Source organism: Sphingomonas sandaracina, assembly GCF_036663695.1.
GTDB lineage: Bacteria > Pseudomonadota > Alphaproteobacteria > Sphingomonadales > Sphingomonadaceae > Sphingomonas.
Genome location: NZ_JAXOJK010000002.1, coordinates 86,035 through 101,573 on the forward strand (window position 1 = coordinate 86,035; position 15,539 = coordinate 101,573).

Here is a 15,539-nt window from a genome sequence, read left to right on the forward strand (position 1 = left end):
AAGCCTCGAAACCATGCCCGGTCTTCCCGCGGCACAACAATTACGCTATGGCGCGCGCCAACCAATCCCTCGATCAAGAGAATACATTCATGAGCCTCCGCAACGTGGCGATCATTGCGCACGTCGATCACGGCAAGACGACGCTGGTCGACCAGCTCTTCCGCCAGTCCGGCACCTTCCGCGACAACCAGCGCATCGAAGAGCGCGCAATGGATTCGAACGACCTCGAAAAGGAGCGCGGGATCACGATTCTCGCCAAGCCGACTTCGGTCGACTGGACTCCCCCGGGCGAAACCGAGAGCATCCGCATCAACATCGTCGACACGCCCGGCCACGCCGATTTCGGCGGCGAAGTCGAGCGCATCCTGTCGATGGTCGACGGCGTCGTCCTGCTGGTCGATTCCTCGGAAGGCGCGATGCCGCAGACCAAGTTCGTCACCGGCAAGGCGCTCGCGCTCGGCCTGAAGCCGATCGTCGTCGTCAACAAGGTCGATCGTAACGACGCGCGCATCCAGGAAGTGCTCGACGAAGTGTTCGACCTGTTCGTGTCGCTCGACGCGAACGATGACCAGCTCGATTTCCCGGTGCTCTACGCCTCGGGCCGCAACGGCTATGCCTCGACCGACATGGATGCGCGCGAAGGCACGCTGATCCCGATGTTCGAGACGATCGTGAAGTACGTCTCGCCGCCGGCCGTTGAAGTCGCTGGGGTGCCGTTCACCTTCCTCGTCACGCTGCTCGACCGCGATCCGTTCCTCGGCCGCGTCCTCACCGGTCGCGTCAATTCGGGTACCGTGAAGACCAACCAGCCGATCCATGCGCTCGATAACGATGGCAAGATCATCGAGACGGGTCGCGCCTCGAAGATCATGTCGTTCCGCGGTCTCGACCGCGTGCCGGTCGACGAAGCCAAGGCCGGCGACATCATCTCGCTCGCAGGGCTTTCGGTTGCCACGGTTGCCGACACGATCGCCGACATCACGGTGACCGAGCCGCTGCACGCGCAGCCGATCGATCCCCCCACGCTGTCGATGCGTTTTGCCGTGAACGATTCGCCGATGGCGGGCCGTGAGGGCACCAAGGTGACGTCGCGCATGATCCGCGAGCGCCTGTTCCGCGAAGCCGAGTCGAACGTCGCCGTGAAGGTGACCGAGGCGGCCGACAAGGACAGCTTCGAAGTCGCCGGTCGCGGCGAGCTTCAGCTGGGCGTGCTGATCGAGACGATGCGGCGCGAAGGCTTCGAGCTGGGCATCTCGCGTCCGCGCGTGCTGTTCGGCGAGGACGAGAACGGCAAGAAGACCGAGCCATACGAGACCGTCATCATCGACGTCGACGAGGAGCATTCGGGCACCGTCGTCGAGAAGATGAACATCCGCAAGGCCGAGATGACCGACATGCGTCCGTCGACCGGCGGCAAGACCCGCATCACCTTCTCGGCGCCGTCGCGCGGGATGATCGGCTATCATGGCGAATTCCTGTCCGACACGCGCGGCACGGGCATCATGAACCGGCTGTTCGAGAAGTACGGTCCGCACAAGGGCCAGATTGAAGGCCGCAAGAACGGCGTTCTGATCTCGAACGGCTCGGGTGAAGCCAACAACTACGCGCTGGGTCCGCTCGAAGAGCGCGGCATCCTGTTCGTCGGCCACGGCGAAGCTCTGTACGAGGGCATGATCGTCGGCGAGAACGCCAAGCCGGACGACCTCGAGGTCAACCCGATGAAGACCAAGGCGCTGACCAACTTCCGCGCTTCGGGCGGCAAGGACGATCAGGTTCGCCTCACCCCGCCGAAGCGCGCGACGCTGGAGCAGGCGATCGCGTACATCGACGACGACGAGCTGGTCGAAGTCACGCCGAAGTCGATCCGGTTGCGCAAGCGCTATCTGGACGCGAATGAGCGCAAGCGCGCGAGCCGGGCTAAGCAGAGTTCGTAAGCCTGGCGCGGCGAAGCCGGCCAAGCTTATAAGCTCGGCTGGCCTCGCTCAGGCGAGGTCCGACGACGCGGCTTTGCCGTGTCGCGCTGGGCAAGAAATGAAGAAGGGCCGGGGGGAAACCTCCGGCCTTTTCTTTGTGCTGGGACGCGCGCGACCGAACCAAGGCATCGTTTCTCCCCCCTCCCTGAAAGGGAGGGGCCGGGGGTGGGTCGGGTTCCGCATTATCGAACGACAGCGGCCGAAGCTGGCCGACCCACCCCAACCCCTCCCTTTCAGGGAGGGGGGAACGGCGGTCTCTCCGGCAAGCTAGCGAGCCAAATGCAGGCTAATCAGCCAAGGTTCCTTTCCCAAGGGGAGAGGAAGAGACCGAAGGCGGCGATGGGGGAGCGCGCCGCGAGGGCGAGGGCAATGAATTGAACGCCATCGCCGAACGAAAGATGAAGGCACAGTGCGCTACCGCCCCGCTGCTACCCACCTCAAGCAGCCGTAATCCGCCCGCCCCGCTCCAACATCTCGCCACTCGTAACGATCACCCGATCTCCAAGCTTAACCTGCCCAAAAATCAGCTTCGCAAACGCAGTAGGCACCCCGACACACCCATGCGTCGCGTATTTCCCGTCCATCAGCGCGCTGCCGTGGATCGAAATCCCGTCATTGGTCAACCGCAGCATGTACGGCATCGGCGCGCCGTAAAGGTTCGACACATGATGCGCGTCCTTCTGCGTGATCGCGAACACACCCAGCGGAGTCGGTTTCTCGTCCGCGCCATAGATCACCGCGGCCGTTCCGATCTCATACCCGCTGCGGAAGATCGACAGGGTCTGCGCAACGAGATCGACCGTAATCACGATCGGCCCCTCGGGTACGCCCTCCGTATCCCAGTAATAGGCGCCGTGCCGCAGCGGCTCGGGCACATCGAGCACCCGCTTCACGACATAGGCATCGGCCGGTTCCACAGCGGCAACGGGGGCAGGCGTTGCGGGGGTTGTCGCGACCGGCTTGGCCGGCAGAGCGGCTACGGCGCGGGGCGGCGCATTCTTAGCGCGCACCTTCACGGGCGACCCGGAGAGCGCCAGCCCGCCGATCAGCACGGCGCTGCCCCCTAGAACGGCAAAGGCGATCGTTCGCGTCGTCATGGTCCTGCGCATCCCGTCACCCTATCCCATATTCGTGAACGAAGCCCAGACGTGCGGCACTACCGCATGTCCCTGCACGGGACCACGCAGATATACCGTGGGTTAACAGCCCGTTCCGAACCAGTTCAGGCCGAATCGCCTAGGTCCTGAAACACGGTCGGACACTTATGCGTTTGTCCCAGACGGACCGGGCGTAACTAGTAACGGAGTTCGGATGATGAACGGGTTTTTCAAGAAGGCAGGCCTGGGCGTAGCACTCGCCGCAACTGCACTCACCACGGCCGCACCGGCCGATGCGCAGCGTTGGGGTGGATACGGCCGTGGCTATGGCGGCGGCTGGGGTGGCTATCATCATCGCGGTGGCGGCAACGTAGCAGGCGCAGCTGTGCTCGGCGGCATCCTCGGCCTGGGTGTCGGTGCGGCGATCGCGAGCAGCAACCGCCCGCGTTATTACGACCGCGGTTACTATGATGCGCCTCCCCCCCCCCCGCGTGTCTATTACGAAGCGCCGGTGGCGACCTATTATGCGCCGCGGTGCTGGAATGAATGGCGGGTCGATCCGTATTATGGCGACCGGGTTTCGGTGCGGGTCTGCAGCTGAGCGGTTCGCGAGATTGACGGGCGGCGTCGGGAGCGATCCCGGCGCCGCTTTTTTATCAGGTGCCTTTTTTGTGGCGTGGGGCAGGCGCTTGCCGCTAAACGCGCGACCATGACCGATATGCCCAACACCCCCGAGACCGACACGCCGACCACCGCAACGGGCGACACGCCCCCGGACCGCCTGTCGATCAACCAACGCAGCCCGTTCTTCCAGCAGGAGCTGCTCGAGCGCGGTATCGGCATCCGCTTCAAGGACGCTGTCCGCCACGACGTCGAGGAATATTGCATCTCTGAAGGCTGGATCCGGGTTGCGCTCGGCAAAAAGGTCGACCGCGCCGGCAATCCGCTGACCCTAAAGCTGGTCGGCCCGGTCGAGGCCTGGTTCGAGCGTCCTGCGGCTACCGACGAAGCCGAGGGCTGAGCCCCACCTGCACCGATCCTGACACTTTCTTCGTCATCCTGGGCTTGACCCAGGATCCAGAGTTACGGGCGCTGTCGTCCGTAACTCTGGATCCTGACTTTCGTCAGGATGACGAGACGCGGCTTAAGCCGCCACGCCGTCCAGCGCCTCGCTAGCCTCGAGCCACTTGGCCTCGCTAGCCTCCAACTTCGCATGCACTTCGGCGCGACGCTTGCTCAGATCCCCCATCGACATCCGCGAGAACCTGGGCTCCGCCGTCGCCGGATCGACCATCGCGCGGTCCAGAGCATTACGCTCCTTGGTGAACTTGGCCGTCTGCTCCTCGATCTCGCGCAAAGCCTTCCGCAGAGCCGCGTCGTTGCTCTTCGCATCGGCCGCCGCCTTCTTGCCCGCTTTCTTGTCGGCCTTCGACGCTGCATCGCCCTTGCCGCCGTCGCCCTTCAGGACGAACGCAATGTAGTCGTCGAGGCTGCCGTCGAACTCCTTCGCCGTCCCGTCATCGACCAGCACGAGCCGGTCCGCGGTCAGCTCCAGCATATGCCGGTCATGGCTGACCAGCACCACGGCGCCGGTATAGGCGTTGAGCGCCTGCACGAGCGCCTCACGCGCATCGACGTCCAGATGGTTGGTAGGCTCATCGAGGATCAGCAGATGCGGCGCATCGCGCGTGATCAGCGCCAAGGCTAGCCTTGCGCGCTCACCCCCGGAGAGTTTGCCAACCCTCGTCGTCGCCTTGTCGCCCGAAAACCCGAACCGCCCCAGCTGCGCGCGCACTGCGGCCGGCGTGGCGCCCTTCATCAGATGCGACATATGCTCGATCGGCGAATCGGTCGGATCGAGTTCCTCGACCTGATACTGGGTGAAATACCCGACCTTCATCTTGCCCGACGACGACATCTCGCCATCCATCGGCGTCAGTTGCGCCGCCAGCAGCCGCGCGAGCGTGGTCTTGCCGTTGCCGTTGCGCCCGAGCAGCGCGACCCGGTCGTCGGGATCGAGCCGCATGTTGAGGCGCTTCAGGATCGGCACGTCGGCATAGCCCACCGTCGCCATGTCGAGCGTGATCAACGGCGGCCGCAGTTCGGTCGGATTGGGGAAGCCGAACGACAGCGTCGGATCGTTATAGCTCTCGGCGATCGGCTGCATCTTCGACAGCATCTTCTGCCGCGACTGCGCCTGCTTCGCGGTGGATGCACGCGCACTATTCTTGGCGATATATTCCTGAAGCTTCTCGCGCTGCACCGCCTGGTTGGCACGCGCCGCCTCGATCTGCGCCAGCCGCTCGGCACGCTGCCGCTCGAACGCGTCGTAGCCGCCTGGATATAGCGTGATCTTGCCGCCCTGCAGATGCAGGATGTGATCGACCACGTTGTTGAGGAAATCGCGCTCGTGGCTGACCACCACGATCGTCGCCTTGTAGCCCTTCAGGAAGTCCTCCAGCCACATCACCGCTTCGAGATCGAGATGGTTCGAGGGCTCGTCGAGCAGCAGCAGGTCCGGCTGCGAGAACAGCAGGGCGGCGAGCGCCACGCGCATCTTCCAGCCGCCCGAAAAGCTGTCGAGCGAGCGCGCCTGCATGTCCTCGTCGAAGCCGAGCCCAAGCAGGATCTGCGCGGCGCGCGCGGGCGCGGTGTAGGCGTCGATCGCGATCAGCCGCTCGTACACGTCGCCGAGCCGGTCGGGATCCTCGCTCGTCTCGCTCTCGATCATCAGCGCGGCGCGCTCCAGATCGGCTTCGAGCACGGTCTCGAACGGCGTCTTCACGCCGTGCGGCGCTTCCTGCGCGAGATAGCCGATCCGCGCACCCTTCGGCATGTCGGCGGAACCGTCGTCCGGCTCCAGCTGCCCTGCGATCACGCGCACCATCGTCGACTTGCCCGCGCCGTTGCGCCCGATCAGCCCGACGCGCGAGCCCGGCGGCAACGCGGCGGTGGCGCCATCGAGGATAACGCGTCCGCCCAGGCGCACCGTGATATTGTTCAGGTTCAGCATGGGCGTGCCGTTAGCAGATGCAGCATGGTTTTGCGAGGGTTGGGGAGGGGCGACGATCGAGCGGTGAGCGATCCATTGAAACAAGCTGTTCCCCCGCGGACGCGGGGGTCCAGGATCACAAACGCCACCGCCCGATACCCTGGACCCCCGCCTCCGCGGGGGAACAAGCACGGGCAGTCCCGCCACCAAAACTATCCCGCATTACTCCCACCCCGGCGAAGGCCGGGGCCCAAGTGGAAAGGTGGTCGTAACGGAGCGCCATCCGCCGTTAGCAACGCTTCCCAATTGGGCCCCGGCCTTCGCCGGGGTGGTGCCGTTTGGGTGGTTAGGTTTCGTCCGACACTACCGCGTCGTCGTCGGTACCATTACCGATCATCGCAGACACTCGCCCACCAACATGAACCCGTACCCCCGAAACGAGCCGCGTAGGCACGATCGCCGCACCCGCAATCGCTGAAGCAGAACGCAGCACCCCCCGGTGCACCGTCACCCCATGCAACGCATCGTCGGGCGCCGCACCCGATTCCGCAACGTCGTCCCGATTACCATAATGCACCGAAACCCCAGCAACCTGCACCGCGAGCGCCGCCACGCCACTACCGCTCGCCAAACCAACACCCCGAACCCCAGGCTCAACCCCAGCATAAGTCTGCCGAAACGTCAGCGCCCGCTCCAGCGCCCCCTGCCAGCGATAGAATACGTGCGCCCCAACCGTCGTGATCCGGGCAAGACTCGATGCCCACCACGGCAGGATGCTGGTCGTATGAAACGACGTCGCCGCCCCGACCGGCGCATACACGCTCCCCCCAAGCGCCGCGCTCGCCACCGCACGCGCGCGGTCCCAAGCCCCCGGCTCCCGCGCGCGATTCATCGAACCGTCGCAGGTGAAGCTGAACTGGCACCCGGTCCGCCGCTCCGCGCCCTGGTACACGACCCCGCAAACGCTGCCCGGGAAAGCTCGATCGCGGACCCGGTTCAGCACCACCTGCGCTACCGCCCGCTGCCCATCCACGGACTGCGACCGCGCTTCGTAATAGACCGCAGCCGTAAGGCACTCGGCAGCACGGCTCGCATCGTCGACGGAGTTTGACATCAGGAAAGGTGGAGCAACGAACGGCGCTGCAGTTGCAAACGGCGCATCAGGTAAAGCCGTCGCCATCTTCGGCGAGATATCGTCTGGCACATGCAAGGCCATCCGGCTCAGCAACGCGCGCGAATTGCGCCCCGGCTGAACCCGAGCGATCGCCGCAGGTCGATCCGCGGGCACGCACGACGTCGCCATCACCAACGCGGGCAGGCTGATCAGCGCATGCGGATAAAGGCCGTAACCCGACGTCTTCATCACCCCGCTCTAGGACGCGGGGTTTAGGGACTGGTTAATGGGGTGCGGCCGCTAAGGAAGCGCACCCCCGTCATCCCGACGAAAGTCGGGACCTCGATCGGCGAGGACGGACGTGGAAAGGCGTGCTTTCGACGCACGCCATCACACTCAGGTCCCGCATCCGTCATCCTGACGAAAGTCAGGATCCAGAGTAACGAGCGTTGCCCTCAATGGCTCTGGATCCTGACTTTCGTCAGGATGACGGATGCGGGGTTAGGACGACGGGCTCGAACTCAGTGAACGAACCGCGCCACCACATCACGGTACGACCGCGAGACCTTCACACTCGCCCCGGAATTCAGCACCAGGAAACATTCGCCATTCGTATGCGGCTTCACCTGCTTCACCAGATCCAAATTCACGATCGTCGACCGATGCACCCGCTGGAACCGCCGCGGGTCGAGCCGCTTCTCCAGGTCCTTCATAGTCTCGCGCAAAATCAGCGTGTTATCGCCGGTATAGATGCACATGTAATCGCCCGCCGCATCGATCCGCTCGATCGTGTCGACATCGACGCGGAAGATCTGCCCGCGATCCTTGATGTTGATGAGCTTCTCGAACCGGTTCGCCGACACGGCGTCACCGTCAGGCATGTCCGCCGCCGCATCCGGCGCCACATCGGCCAGCACTTCGCGCAACCGATCGACCTCCTCGACCCCACGCTTCTCCGACAGACGCTGGCGAACCCGCTCGATAGTATCGGCCAGCCGCGATTCCTCGACGGGCTTCATCAAATAATCGACCGCCTGCGCCTCGAACGCGCGCAAGGCGTGGTCCGAATACGCGGTCACGAACACGAACAAAGGCGGCTCGACCTCCATCAGGCCCTGCACGACAGAGAATCCGTCGAACCCCGGCATCTGAATATCCAGGAAAACGAGGTCGGGCTTGTGCGTCTTGATCGCGCGAATCGCCTCGCGGCCGTTCGAGCATTTTTCGATGATCTCGACGTCTTCATGGGCCTGGAGTCGGAGTTCCAGCCCCTGGATCGCCAGCGGCTCGTCGTCGACGAGAATAGTACGGATGGTCATGCGGCCTCTCTGTTCACGTCTTCCAGCTGATACGGTATCTCGATTTCCACCGAGAAGCCGCCAGCCGGCGTGGAGCGGGTTTCGAAACGGTGGTCGGGCCCATATGCCTGAGCCAACCTGTCTCTAATATTAGCGAGCCCCACGCCGGTCGAATGGCTTGAACCGATCCTGCCTTCGATCAAGCCCGGACCGGTATCGGATACGGCGATCTGCACCCGTTCCCCGGCAAGGCGCACTTCGACGTGGATATCGGCGCCCTCTTCCTGCGGGGTGACGGCGTATTTGATTGCGTTTTCGACCAAAGGTTGCAGCAGCAGCGAGGGCAATCGCGCGCGTTCGGCGCGCGGATCGATATCGAACTTCGGTCGCATCCGGTCCTCGAAGCGCATCTTCTCGATCTCCAGATACAGCTTCAGCTGATCGACCTCCTGCGCGACGGTGACATGCGCGGTCGGCTCGTTCGCCAGCGTATAGCGCAGGAACGACGACAGCCGGCTCAGCATCGCATTCGCCCGCTCGGTCTGTTTCAGCAGCACCAGGGTCGAGATCGAATTCAACGTGTTGAACAGGAAATGCGGGTTGAGCTGATAGCGCAGCATCGCCAGCTGCGCCGACGACGCCTGATTCTCCAGATGCTCCATCCGGTCGATCTGCTGCTCGACGATGAGGTAGAAGTTGATCCCGAAATACAGCGCCGACCAGCCGAACAGCACGGTGAAGGTGATGTAGATCGAGACCAGCAACCGGCCCACCGTCACGCCCGGCGTCGCGCTCGCGATGAACGAGAAGGTGAACGCGTCGAGCACCGCATAGAGGAACGTCGCGGCCGCGAGCGTCGCGATCGTCAGGAAGATCCCGACCAGCCGCGGCAGCCCCCGATACATGCCGTAGAAGGTCGATAGCAGCAGCGTGATGCAATAGCCCAGGATCGCCTCGACGATCACCGGGATCACGACGTCGAGGGTGACCCCGTTCGAGATCGACACGACGCCGCGCAGCAGCAGATATCCGCTCCACCCGACCGCCTGCAACGTCCAGAACGCGCGGCTTTTATTCTCGAAGAATGGCCGCGCGGTGAAGGGCAGCGGACGCCGGGGTTGGCCGGGGGGCGGGGCGGAAGAGTTAGCCATTGGCTGGCGGTCTTACACGCGCTGCAAGGCACACGCAAAAAGCGGACCGGTGATCCGGGAGCGAGGACGCAAAAAGAAAAAGGCCACCGCACCCCGGAGGGAGCGGCGGCCAATTCGACCGGTCACGTCAGGCGCGGATCAGAAGCTGAAGCGAGCACCGACACGGACCGAGTAGAGCGACGAGCCGTTCGCGGTGACCAGCTGGTCGGCAAGCGTCAGATCGTTCGACGGCTGCGTGTAGAGATACTGGCCGCACGGGTTGGCTGGCGTCGTCGCAGTTGCCGCCGTCGCCTGGCAGGATACGCGCGTCACGACCTTGTTGTATGGGAAGAACGAACGGAGCTGCTGGCCCCAATCGTGATCGACCAAGTTCAGGACGTTCTCGACGTCGGCGAAGACCGAAATGCGCGAACCCATGAACGCCGGAACCTGTTGCTCGACGTGCAGATCGAGCTTGGTGAACCACTTCGACGTAAAGCCGTTACGCGGTGCGACCTTACCGCGGAAATCCTTCAAGCCGGAGCCTGCGACGATCGCCTCGATCCGGTCGCGCGTAGCGGTGCTGTCATAAGCGACCAACGGATCGTTGGGGCCTGTGGGTACGTAGAACAAGTAGCGCCCGGCGGTGCCGGCAGTGCCGAACGCGCCGTTACGACCGCCTGCCAGATCCTGGAAGGTGTAGCTGTAAGGCGAGCCGATACGGGTCTCGCCGAACAGGTCGATGCGGGTCTTGTAGTCGCCAAAGAACGCATGGTCGAAGCTGACGTTGTAACGGATTGAGTACTTAACCTGCTCGTTCGCGGTCCCGTAGGCGGGCAGGTTCGGATCGAAGTTTGCCGAGTTGCCGTACAGCGAGCCAGCCTGCGACGAGGTCAGCGGCGACTGATCCTTGACGTGCTGATACGTGAAGCTGGCAGCAAGGCCGATGCCCGTGTCGAACTGCTTGTCGAAGCGCGCGACACCAACGAGGCTGCGACCACGGCTCGTGTTGGTCACGATCAGGTCCTGACCGTTGTCGTTGTTGCCCAGCAGGCCACGATAGCGTTGACGACCGTCTGGAGTCAGCGAACCGACGCCGGCCAACGGGATCGAGCGGATGTCGACCACTAGGACCTGATCGCGAACCTTCGAGAAGAATCCGTCGAGGCCGAAGTTCCAGCCGTCACCGAGCGGGCCGAGATTGGCGCGATAGGTGGTCGACAGGGTGGAGCGCCACTGCGACGGGATCTTGAAGTTCGGCGCAAGGGCATTGACCGACGTGGTCGATGTCACGGTTGGATCACTGCCCGCGATAACTGCGCTGGCCGCTGGGTTGACCGCGTTGATGTCGACGCCGTTCAGGATTTGCCGTGCAATTGCGGCATTGGCTGCCGTGTTGCTCCCGTTGAGCTGGTAAATGCCACCATCGGTGACGCGGGCCGTGACGGTGCTCGACAGCACGCCCGAAACCGAGAAGCTGTTGCCGACATACACGTCGGGAGTGCCCCCACCGAAGATGCCGCCGCCGCCGCGGATCGAAAGGCGAGGCGTCGGTGTAAAGTCGAAGCCAGCGCGTGGCTGGAACAGGCCGCGGCCCGAGACATAGCTCGTGTTGGTGTAACCGTAACGCGCCAGGAAGTTGGGGTTTCCTGCTGGGCGGCTGTTACCGCCGAACAGGTCGTAGCGCATGCCGGCCGAGACGTTCAGCGTGTCAGTGACGCGGATGTCGTCCTGAATGCCGAAGGTGAAGGTTTGGTAGCGGAACCGGGCAGCGGCATCGTCAGGATCGAGCGATGGCGCGTTCTGGTAGGTCAACTGTTGAGCGTTCCCCGCACGCAGATCAGCCAGCGAGTCGAAATAATAGGTGCCGCGGAAGTTGTTTACGAACTGGTTGTAGACCTTGGTATCGTTGCCTTCGGCCAGTACGCGCACGTTGTGGTTGTTCATGGCCAGGCGGCCGACGAACGATCCACCGAACGCCTCGACGGTGAGGATATTTGCCTGGCTCGGACCACCCGGTCCGACGACGACCTGCGCGGTGTTGGTCGGGCAGACCTGCGACAGGCTCGTGCCGGTCGAGGTGCCGTTGTTCGTGCGGTCCGACGTATCCGCGGTGCAGATCGAGAAGGACGAGCTGTTGCCGTTGAGCGGGAACTGGCCGCTCTTGTAGTTACGATAGACGCCGCGCACTTCGGTCGAGAAGGTGTCGGACCAGTCCGAGTTCAACTGGACGATGCCGGCATAGACGCGGTTAGGCTTGGTATAGGCGTTTGAGGACAGGCCGAGCGAGGTGTTCCCCGACGTAGACGGCGTTGCCAGCGAATCCTTGGTGTAGATGCCGGTCAGCGCCAACCGCTGCGTGTCCGAGATGTTGGCGTCGAGTTTGCCGACGATACGATCGTCCTTGTCTTGGTTGTTCGACAGGATGCCGCCGGGATCACGACCGCTATACCGGGCGTTGTATGCGTCTAGGGTCTTGGCAAGCACCGCGTCGGTTAGGCCGACGACCGGCGTGCCAGAGTTGGTCTCGGTCGTGCCGAACGTAATCGGATTGTTCGCCCGGACGCGCTCAGCTGCAATCATAAAGAACAGCTTGTCCTTGATGATCGGACCGGACAGCTCGATGCCGTAATCCTCGCTCTTGAACTTCGGCTGGGGGATGGAGCCGCTGACGTTCGAGATGAACGACTTGGTGCGATCACCGACCAGCTTGTCGCTGTTGTAGGTATAGAAACCGGTACCCTGGAACTTGTTGGTACCCGAGCGCAGAATGGCGTTAACCACGCCACCCTGGAAAAAGCCTTCGCGTATGTCGTATGGCGCGACCTTGGTCTGGAACTGGCCGATCGCGTCGAGCGGGACGGGGCCGCGACGCGACGGCAGGCCGTCCGGGTTCAGGCCGAAGCTGTCATTGATCGCCACACCGTCGACGGTGAACCGGTTGAAGCGCGAATTCTGGCCGGCGAAACTGACGTTGCGCCCCGTGGTACTGCTCGTGTCGAGCGAAGCGAACGGATCACGCTTCATCAAGTCGCGAATGTCGCGATTGACACTGGCGATGCGGCTGATCTGCTCAGTACCAAGGATCGTCACGGGGCCCTGGCTTACCGACCGTGCGCTGGTCACGCGCGAGGCATTGACGACGATCTCTTCGCCGCCGCCCGCGGCCGCGAGTTCGATCGGCAGATCGTAGGGTTGGCCGAAATTCGTGTTGATGTCGGTGATCTGCGTGTCGGGATAGCCCGATGCGGTAACGCTGACGCTGAACGGTCCGCCGATACGCAGGCCTTGCGCGGTGTAGGCACCGTTCTCGTTGGTGGTGAGCGTACTACGCGTGCCCGATGGCACATGCACGATCGTGACGGTCGCGCCGGCGACGGGCGAACCGTTTGCCGTCACGGTACCGCGGATCGAAGACGTCGTTTCCTGCGCGGACGCAGTCATCGGTGCGATCAGCGCAATTGCTGCCGCACCTAGCGATAGGTTGTTACGCATTGAAGTTCCCCTTTGAGCTTCTGCTCTAGATCCGCGACTTTTCGTTCGGCCTGCTGCGCCCCTGCACGCCGGATATTTCGGTTCTGTGACATTGGCGAGTCGGGAAGTGTCACAGACACACTCGGTCATGGTGCGTTGCAAAAAAGCCACGCAATCGAACTCTTTTGGGGGTTGTCGGAACCAATGCGGAACCGATGCGGCGCGCCTCAAATCCCCGCGACGATTTCCGCCCATTCGGCTTCGGTGATGACGCGGATGCCGAGGTCGGTGGCCTTTTTAAGTTTGGAGCCTGCGCCCGGTCCGGCGATCACCAGCCCGGTCTTGCTCGATACCGATGCGGCCACGCGTGCGCCGAGCGCTTCGGCTTGCGCCTTGGCCTCGTCGCGGCTGAGCGTTTCCAGGCTGCCGGTGAAGACCAGAATCTGGCCGGCTACCGGCGATTCGCGGGTTTCATGGACGACGTCTGCGGGCCTTACTTCGCGCAACAGGTCGAACACGACGCGGCGGTTGTGCGGCTCGGCGCAGAAGCCGACGAGCGCGCTGGCGACCTCGGGGCCGATCCCCGCGGTCTCGATCGCGCCGACCAGCAGCTTGTCACGGCGCAGGACGAACTTGCGTTCGGATTCGCCGATTACCGGCTCGATCCGGCTGCGCAGGAACACCGCGTGACGCAGCACCGCGCCGAGCGCCTTGGCTGAAACATAGCGTCGCGCAAGGTCACGCGCGGTAATCTCACCGACGTGACGGATGCCAAGCGAGAACAGGAACCGGTCGAGCGGGATCGTCCGCTTGGTCTCGATCGCCGCGATGACCTTCGCCGCCCAGACGCGCCCGTCCTTCTTCCGCGCGGCGAGCTGTTCCTCGGTCAGGCGGAAGATGTCGGCAGGCGATTCGATCAGGCCTTCGCGGAAGAACGCCTCGATCAGCGTCTGGCCAAGCCCGCCGATGTCGAACGCGTGGCGCGAGGCGAAATGGATCAGTCGCTCGACTCGCTGCGCCGGGCAGATCAGCCCGCCGGTGCAGCGATAGACGACCTCACCCTCCTCGCGCTCGGCGGCGGACCCGCATTCGGGGCAGGCATGCGGGAAGACGTAGGCCTCGCGCTCGGCGTCCGGCGTCAGGTTCTCGACGATCTGCGGGATGACGTCGCCGGCGCGCTGGACGAGCACGCGGTCACCGGGGCGCACGCCGAGTCGCTCGATCTCGTCGGCATTATGCAACGTCGCGTTGGTCACGACGACGCCGCCGACGGTGACGGGGGAGAGGCGCGCGACCGGGGTCATCGCACCGGTCCGGCCGACCTGGATGTCGATCCGCTCCAGCAGCGTCTGCGCACGCTCGGCGGGGAATTTGTGCGCGATCGCCCAGCGCGGCGCTTTGGCGACCTGGCCGAGTCGCGCCTGCCAGTCGAGCCGGTCGACCTTGTAGACCACGCCGTCGATATCGAACGGGAGGTCGGCGCGTTCGGTCTCGATCTCCCGGTACACGTCGAGCGCCGCCGCCGTCCCTTCGACCCGCGCAAACCCGTCGGCGATCGGGAAGCCCCAGCTGCGTAGGGTATCGACGACCTCCGCCTGGGTATTCCCCGGCACGACACTGGCCTGGCCCCAGCCATGCGCGAGGAACCGCAGCGTCCGGCTCGCGGTAACGCCGGCGTCCTTCTGGCGCAGCGAGCCGGCAGCGGCGTTGCGCGGATTGGCAAACTGCCGCGCGTCCTTGCCGGTCTCCTCTGCCCCGGCGAGCAGGCGGGCGTTCAACGCGGCGAAGTCGTCCTTCGCCATGTACACCTCGCCGCGGACCTCGAAGATCGCAGGAATGCCTGGCTCACTATGTTCCCCCGCGAAGGCGGGGGTCCAGTCTGGGCCCCCGCCTTCGCGGGGGAACAAGGTCGGGGGGATGTCGCTGATGGTCCGCACATTGGCGGTAACATCTTCGCCAACCTGCCCGTCGCCGCGCGTGAGTGCCTGGACTAGCTCGCCCTCTTCATAGCGAAGCGAACATGACAGCCCGTCGATCTTCGGCTCCGCGGTCAGCGCCACGGGCTCGTCGTCCGCCAGCTTCAGGAATCGGCGCACGCGCGCGACGAACTCCTCGACCTCCTCGTCCGCAAACGCGTTGTCGAGGCTCATCATCGCCTTCGCATGCGGGACCTTCGCCAGATGGCCGGCCGGTGCTGCGCCGACCGTCCGACTAGGCGAATCGCCCCGGACCGCCGCCGGAAACGCCGCCTCGATCGCCGCATTGCGCCGCACCAGCGCGTCATACTCGGCATCGCTGATCTCGGGCGCGTCGTCGGTATGATAGCGCGCGTTGTGAAACGCGATCTGCGTGGCGAGCGCCTCCAGCTCGGCAGCGGCTTCGGTCTCGGTCGCGGGAAGGTCGGTCATCGCGCCGGGTTAGGGGAGGGGGGCGTCTTTCGACAAGAGCTCGATCAACATGG

The 15,539-nt window shown here is 64.1% G+C and carries 10 protein-coding genes; 3 read left to right on the forward strand and 7 right to left on the reverse strand.

What is annotated here, in order from left to right:
- Positions 1-89 precede the first annotated feature (89 nt).
- Positions 90-1,934, forward strand: a complete 1,845-nt coding sequence (gene typA, locus U1707_RS05755) for a translational GTPase TypA (protein ID WP_332799150.1) — start codon at positions 90-92, stop codon at positions 1,932-1,934.
- A gap of 476 nt (positions 1,935-2,410) precedes the next feature.
- Here typA and U1707_RS05760 read toward each other — a convergent pair whose 3' ends face one another.
- On the reverse strand, positions 2,411-3,070 hold the full coding sequence (locus tag U1707_RS05760) for a L,D-transpeptidase family protein (protein WP_332799151.1): 660 nt from the start codon (positions 3,068-3,070) through the stop codon (positions 2,411-2,413).
- 217 nt (positions 3,071-3,287) lie between these two features.
- Between U1707_RS05760 and U1707_RS05765 the strand changes: the two genes are divergently transcribed.
- Positions 3,288-3,671: a hypothetical protein gene (locus tag U1707_RS05765; protein WP_332799152.1), complete on the forward strand. Its 384-nt coding sequence runs from the start codon at positions 3,288-3,290 to the stop codon at positions 3,669-3,671.
- A 117-nt stretch (positions 3,672-3,788) separates the two neighbouring features.
- On the forward strand, positions 3,789-4,091 hold the full coding sequence (locus tag U1707_RS05770) for a DUF3297 family protein (protein ID WP_443025677.1): 303 nt from the start codon (positions 3,789-3,791) through the stop codon (positions 4,089-4,091).
- A gap of 123 nt (positions 4,092-4,214) precedes the next feature.
- Here the strand turns inward: U1707_RS05770 and U1707_RS05775 are convergent, their stop codons facing one another.
- From U1707_RS05775 to ligA, 6 genes are all read right to left on the reverse strand, one after another.
- Positions 4,215-6,083 carry an ABC-F family ATP-binding cassette domain-containing protein gene (locus U1707_RS05775; protein ID WP_332799154.1) on the reverse strand — a complete coding sequence of 623 codons (1,869 nt, stop codon included), beginning with the start codon at positions 6,081-6,083 and terminating at the stop codon, positions 4,215-4,217.
- Positions 6,084-6,408: 325 nt separating this feature from the next.
- Positions 6,409-7,425, reverse strand: coding sequence for a cell wall hydrolase (locus U1707_RS05780; RefSeq protein ID WP_332799155.1), 1,017 nt, complete (start codon positions 7,423-7,425; stop codon positions 6,409-6,411).
- Positions 7,426-7,697: 272 nt separating this feature from the next.
- Positions 7,698-8,495 (reverse strand): LytR/AlgR family response regulator transcription factor, encoded by a 798-nt coding sequence (locus U1707_RS05785; protein WP_031393111.1) that lies wholly within the window; start codon positions 8,493-8,495, stop codon positions 7,698-7,700.
- Entirely contained in the window at positions 8,492-9,625 is a 1,134-nt protein-coding gene (locus U1707_RS05790) for a sensor histidine kinase (RefSeq protein WP_332799156.1), read from the reverse strand. The genes U1707_RS05785 and U1707_RS05790 overlap by 4 nt, the downstream gene beginning before the upstream one ends.
- Positions 9,626-9,763: 138 nt before the next feature.
- Entirely contained in the window at positions 9,764-13,099 is a 3,336-nt protein-coding gene (locus U1707_RS05795; protein ID WP_332799157.1) for a TonB-dependent receptor, read from the reverse strand.
- Positions 13,100-13,305: 206 nt separating this feature from the next.
- Positions 13,306-15,486, reverse strand: a complete 2,181-nt coding sequence (gene ligA, locus U1707_RS05800) for an NAD-dependent DNA ligase LigA (RefSeq protein ID WP_332799158.1) — start codon at positions 15,484-15,486, stop codon at positions 13,306-13,308.
- Between the last annotated feature and the right edge of the window lie 53 nt (positions 15,487-15,539).

Excerpts from the sequence above, each read along its gene's own strand:
- typA (WP_332799150.1), top strand. The coding sequence starts at position 90 with ATGAGCCTCCGCAACGTGGCGATCATTGCGCACGTCGATCACGGCAAG.
- U1707_RS05760 (WP_332799151.1), bottom strand. The coding sequence starts at position 3,070 with ATGACGACGCGAACGATCGCCTTTGCCGTTCTAGGGGGCAGCGCCGTG.
- U1707_RS05765 (WP_332799152.1), top strand. The coding sequence starts at position 3,288 with ATGAACGGGTTTTTCAAGAAGGCAGGCCTGGGCGTAGCACTCGCCGCA.
- U1707_RS05770 (WP_443025677.1), top strand. The coding sequence starts at position 3,789 with ATGCCCAACACCCCCGAGACCGACACGCCGACCACCGCAACGGGCGAC.
- U1707_RS05775 (WP_332799154.1), bottom strand. The coding sequence starts at position 6,083 with ATGCTGAACCTGAACAATATCACGGTGCGCCTGGGCGGACGCGTTATC.
- U1707_RS05780 (WP_332799155.1), bottom strand. The coding sequence starts at position 7,425 with ATGAAGACGTCGGGTTACGGCCTTTATCCGCATGCGCTGATCAGCCTG.
- U1707_RS05785 (WP_031393111.1), bottom strand. The coding sequence starts at position 8,495 with ATGACCATCCGTACTATTCTCGTCGACGACGAGCCGCTGGCGATCCAG.
- U1707_RS05790 (WP_332799156.1), bottom strand. The coding sequence starts at position 9,625 with ATGGCTAACTCTTCCGCCCCGCCCCCCGGCCAACCCCGGCGTCCGCTG.
- U1707_RS05795 (WP_332799157.1), bottom strand. The coding sequence starts at position 13,099 with ATGCGTAACAACCTATCGCTAGGTGCGGCAGCAATTGCGCTGATCGCA.
- ligA (WP_332799158.1), bottom strand. The coding sequence starts at position 15,486 with ATGACCGACCTTCCCGCGACCGAGACCGAAGCCGCTGCCGAGCTGGAG.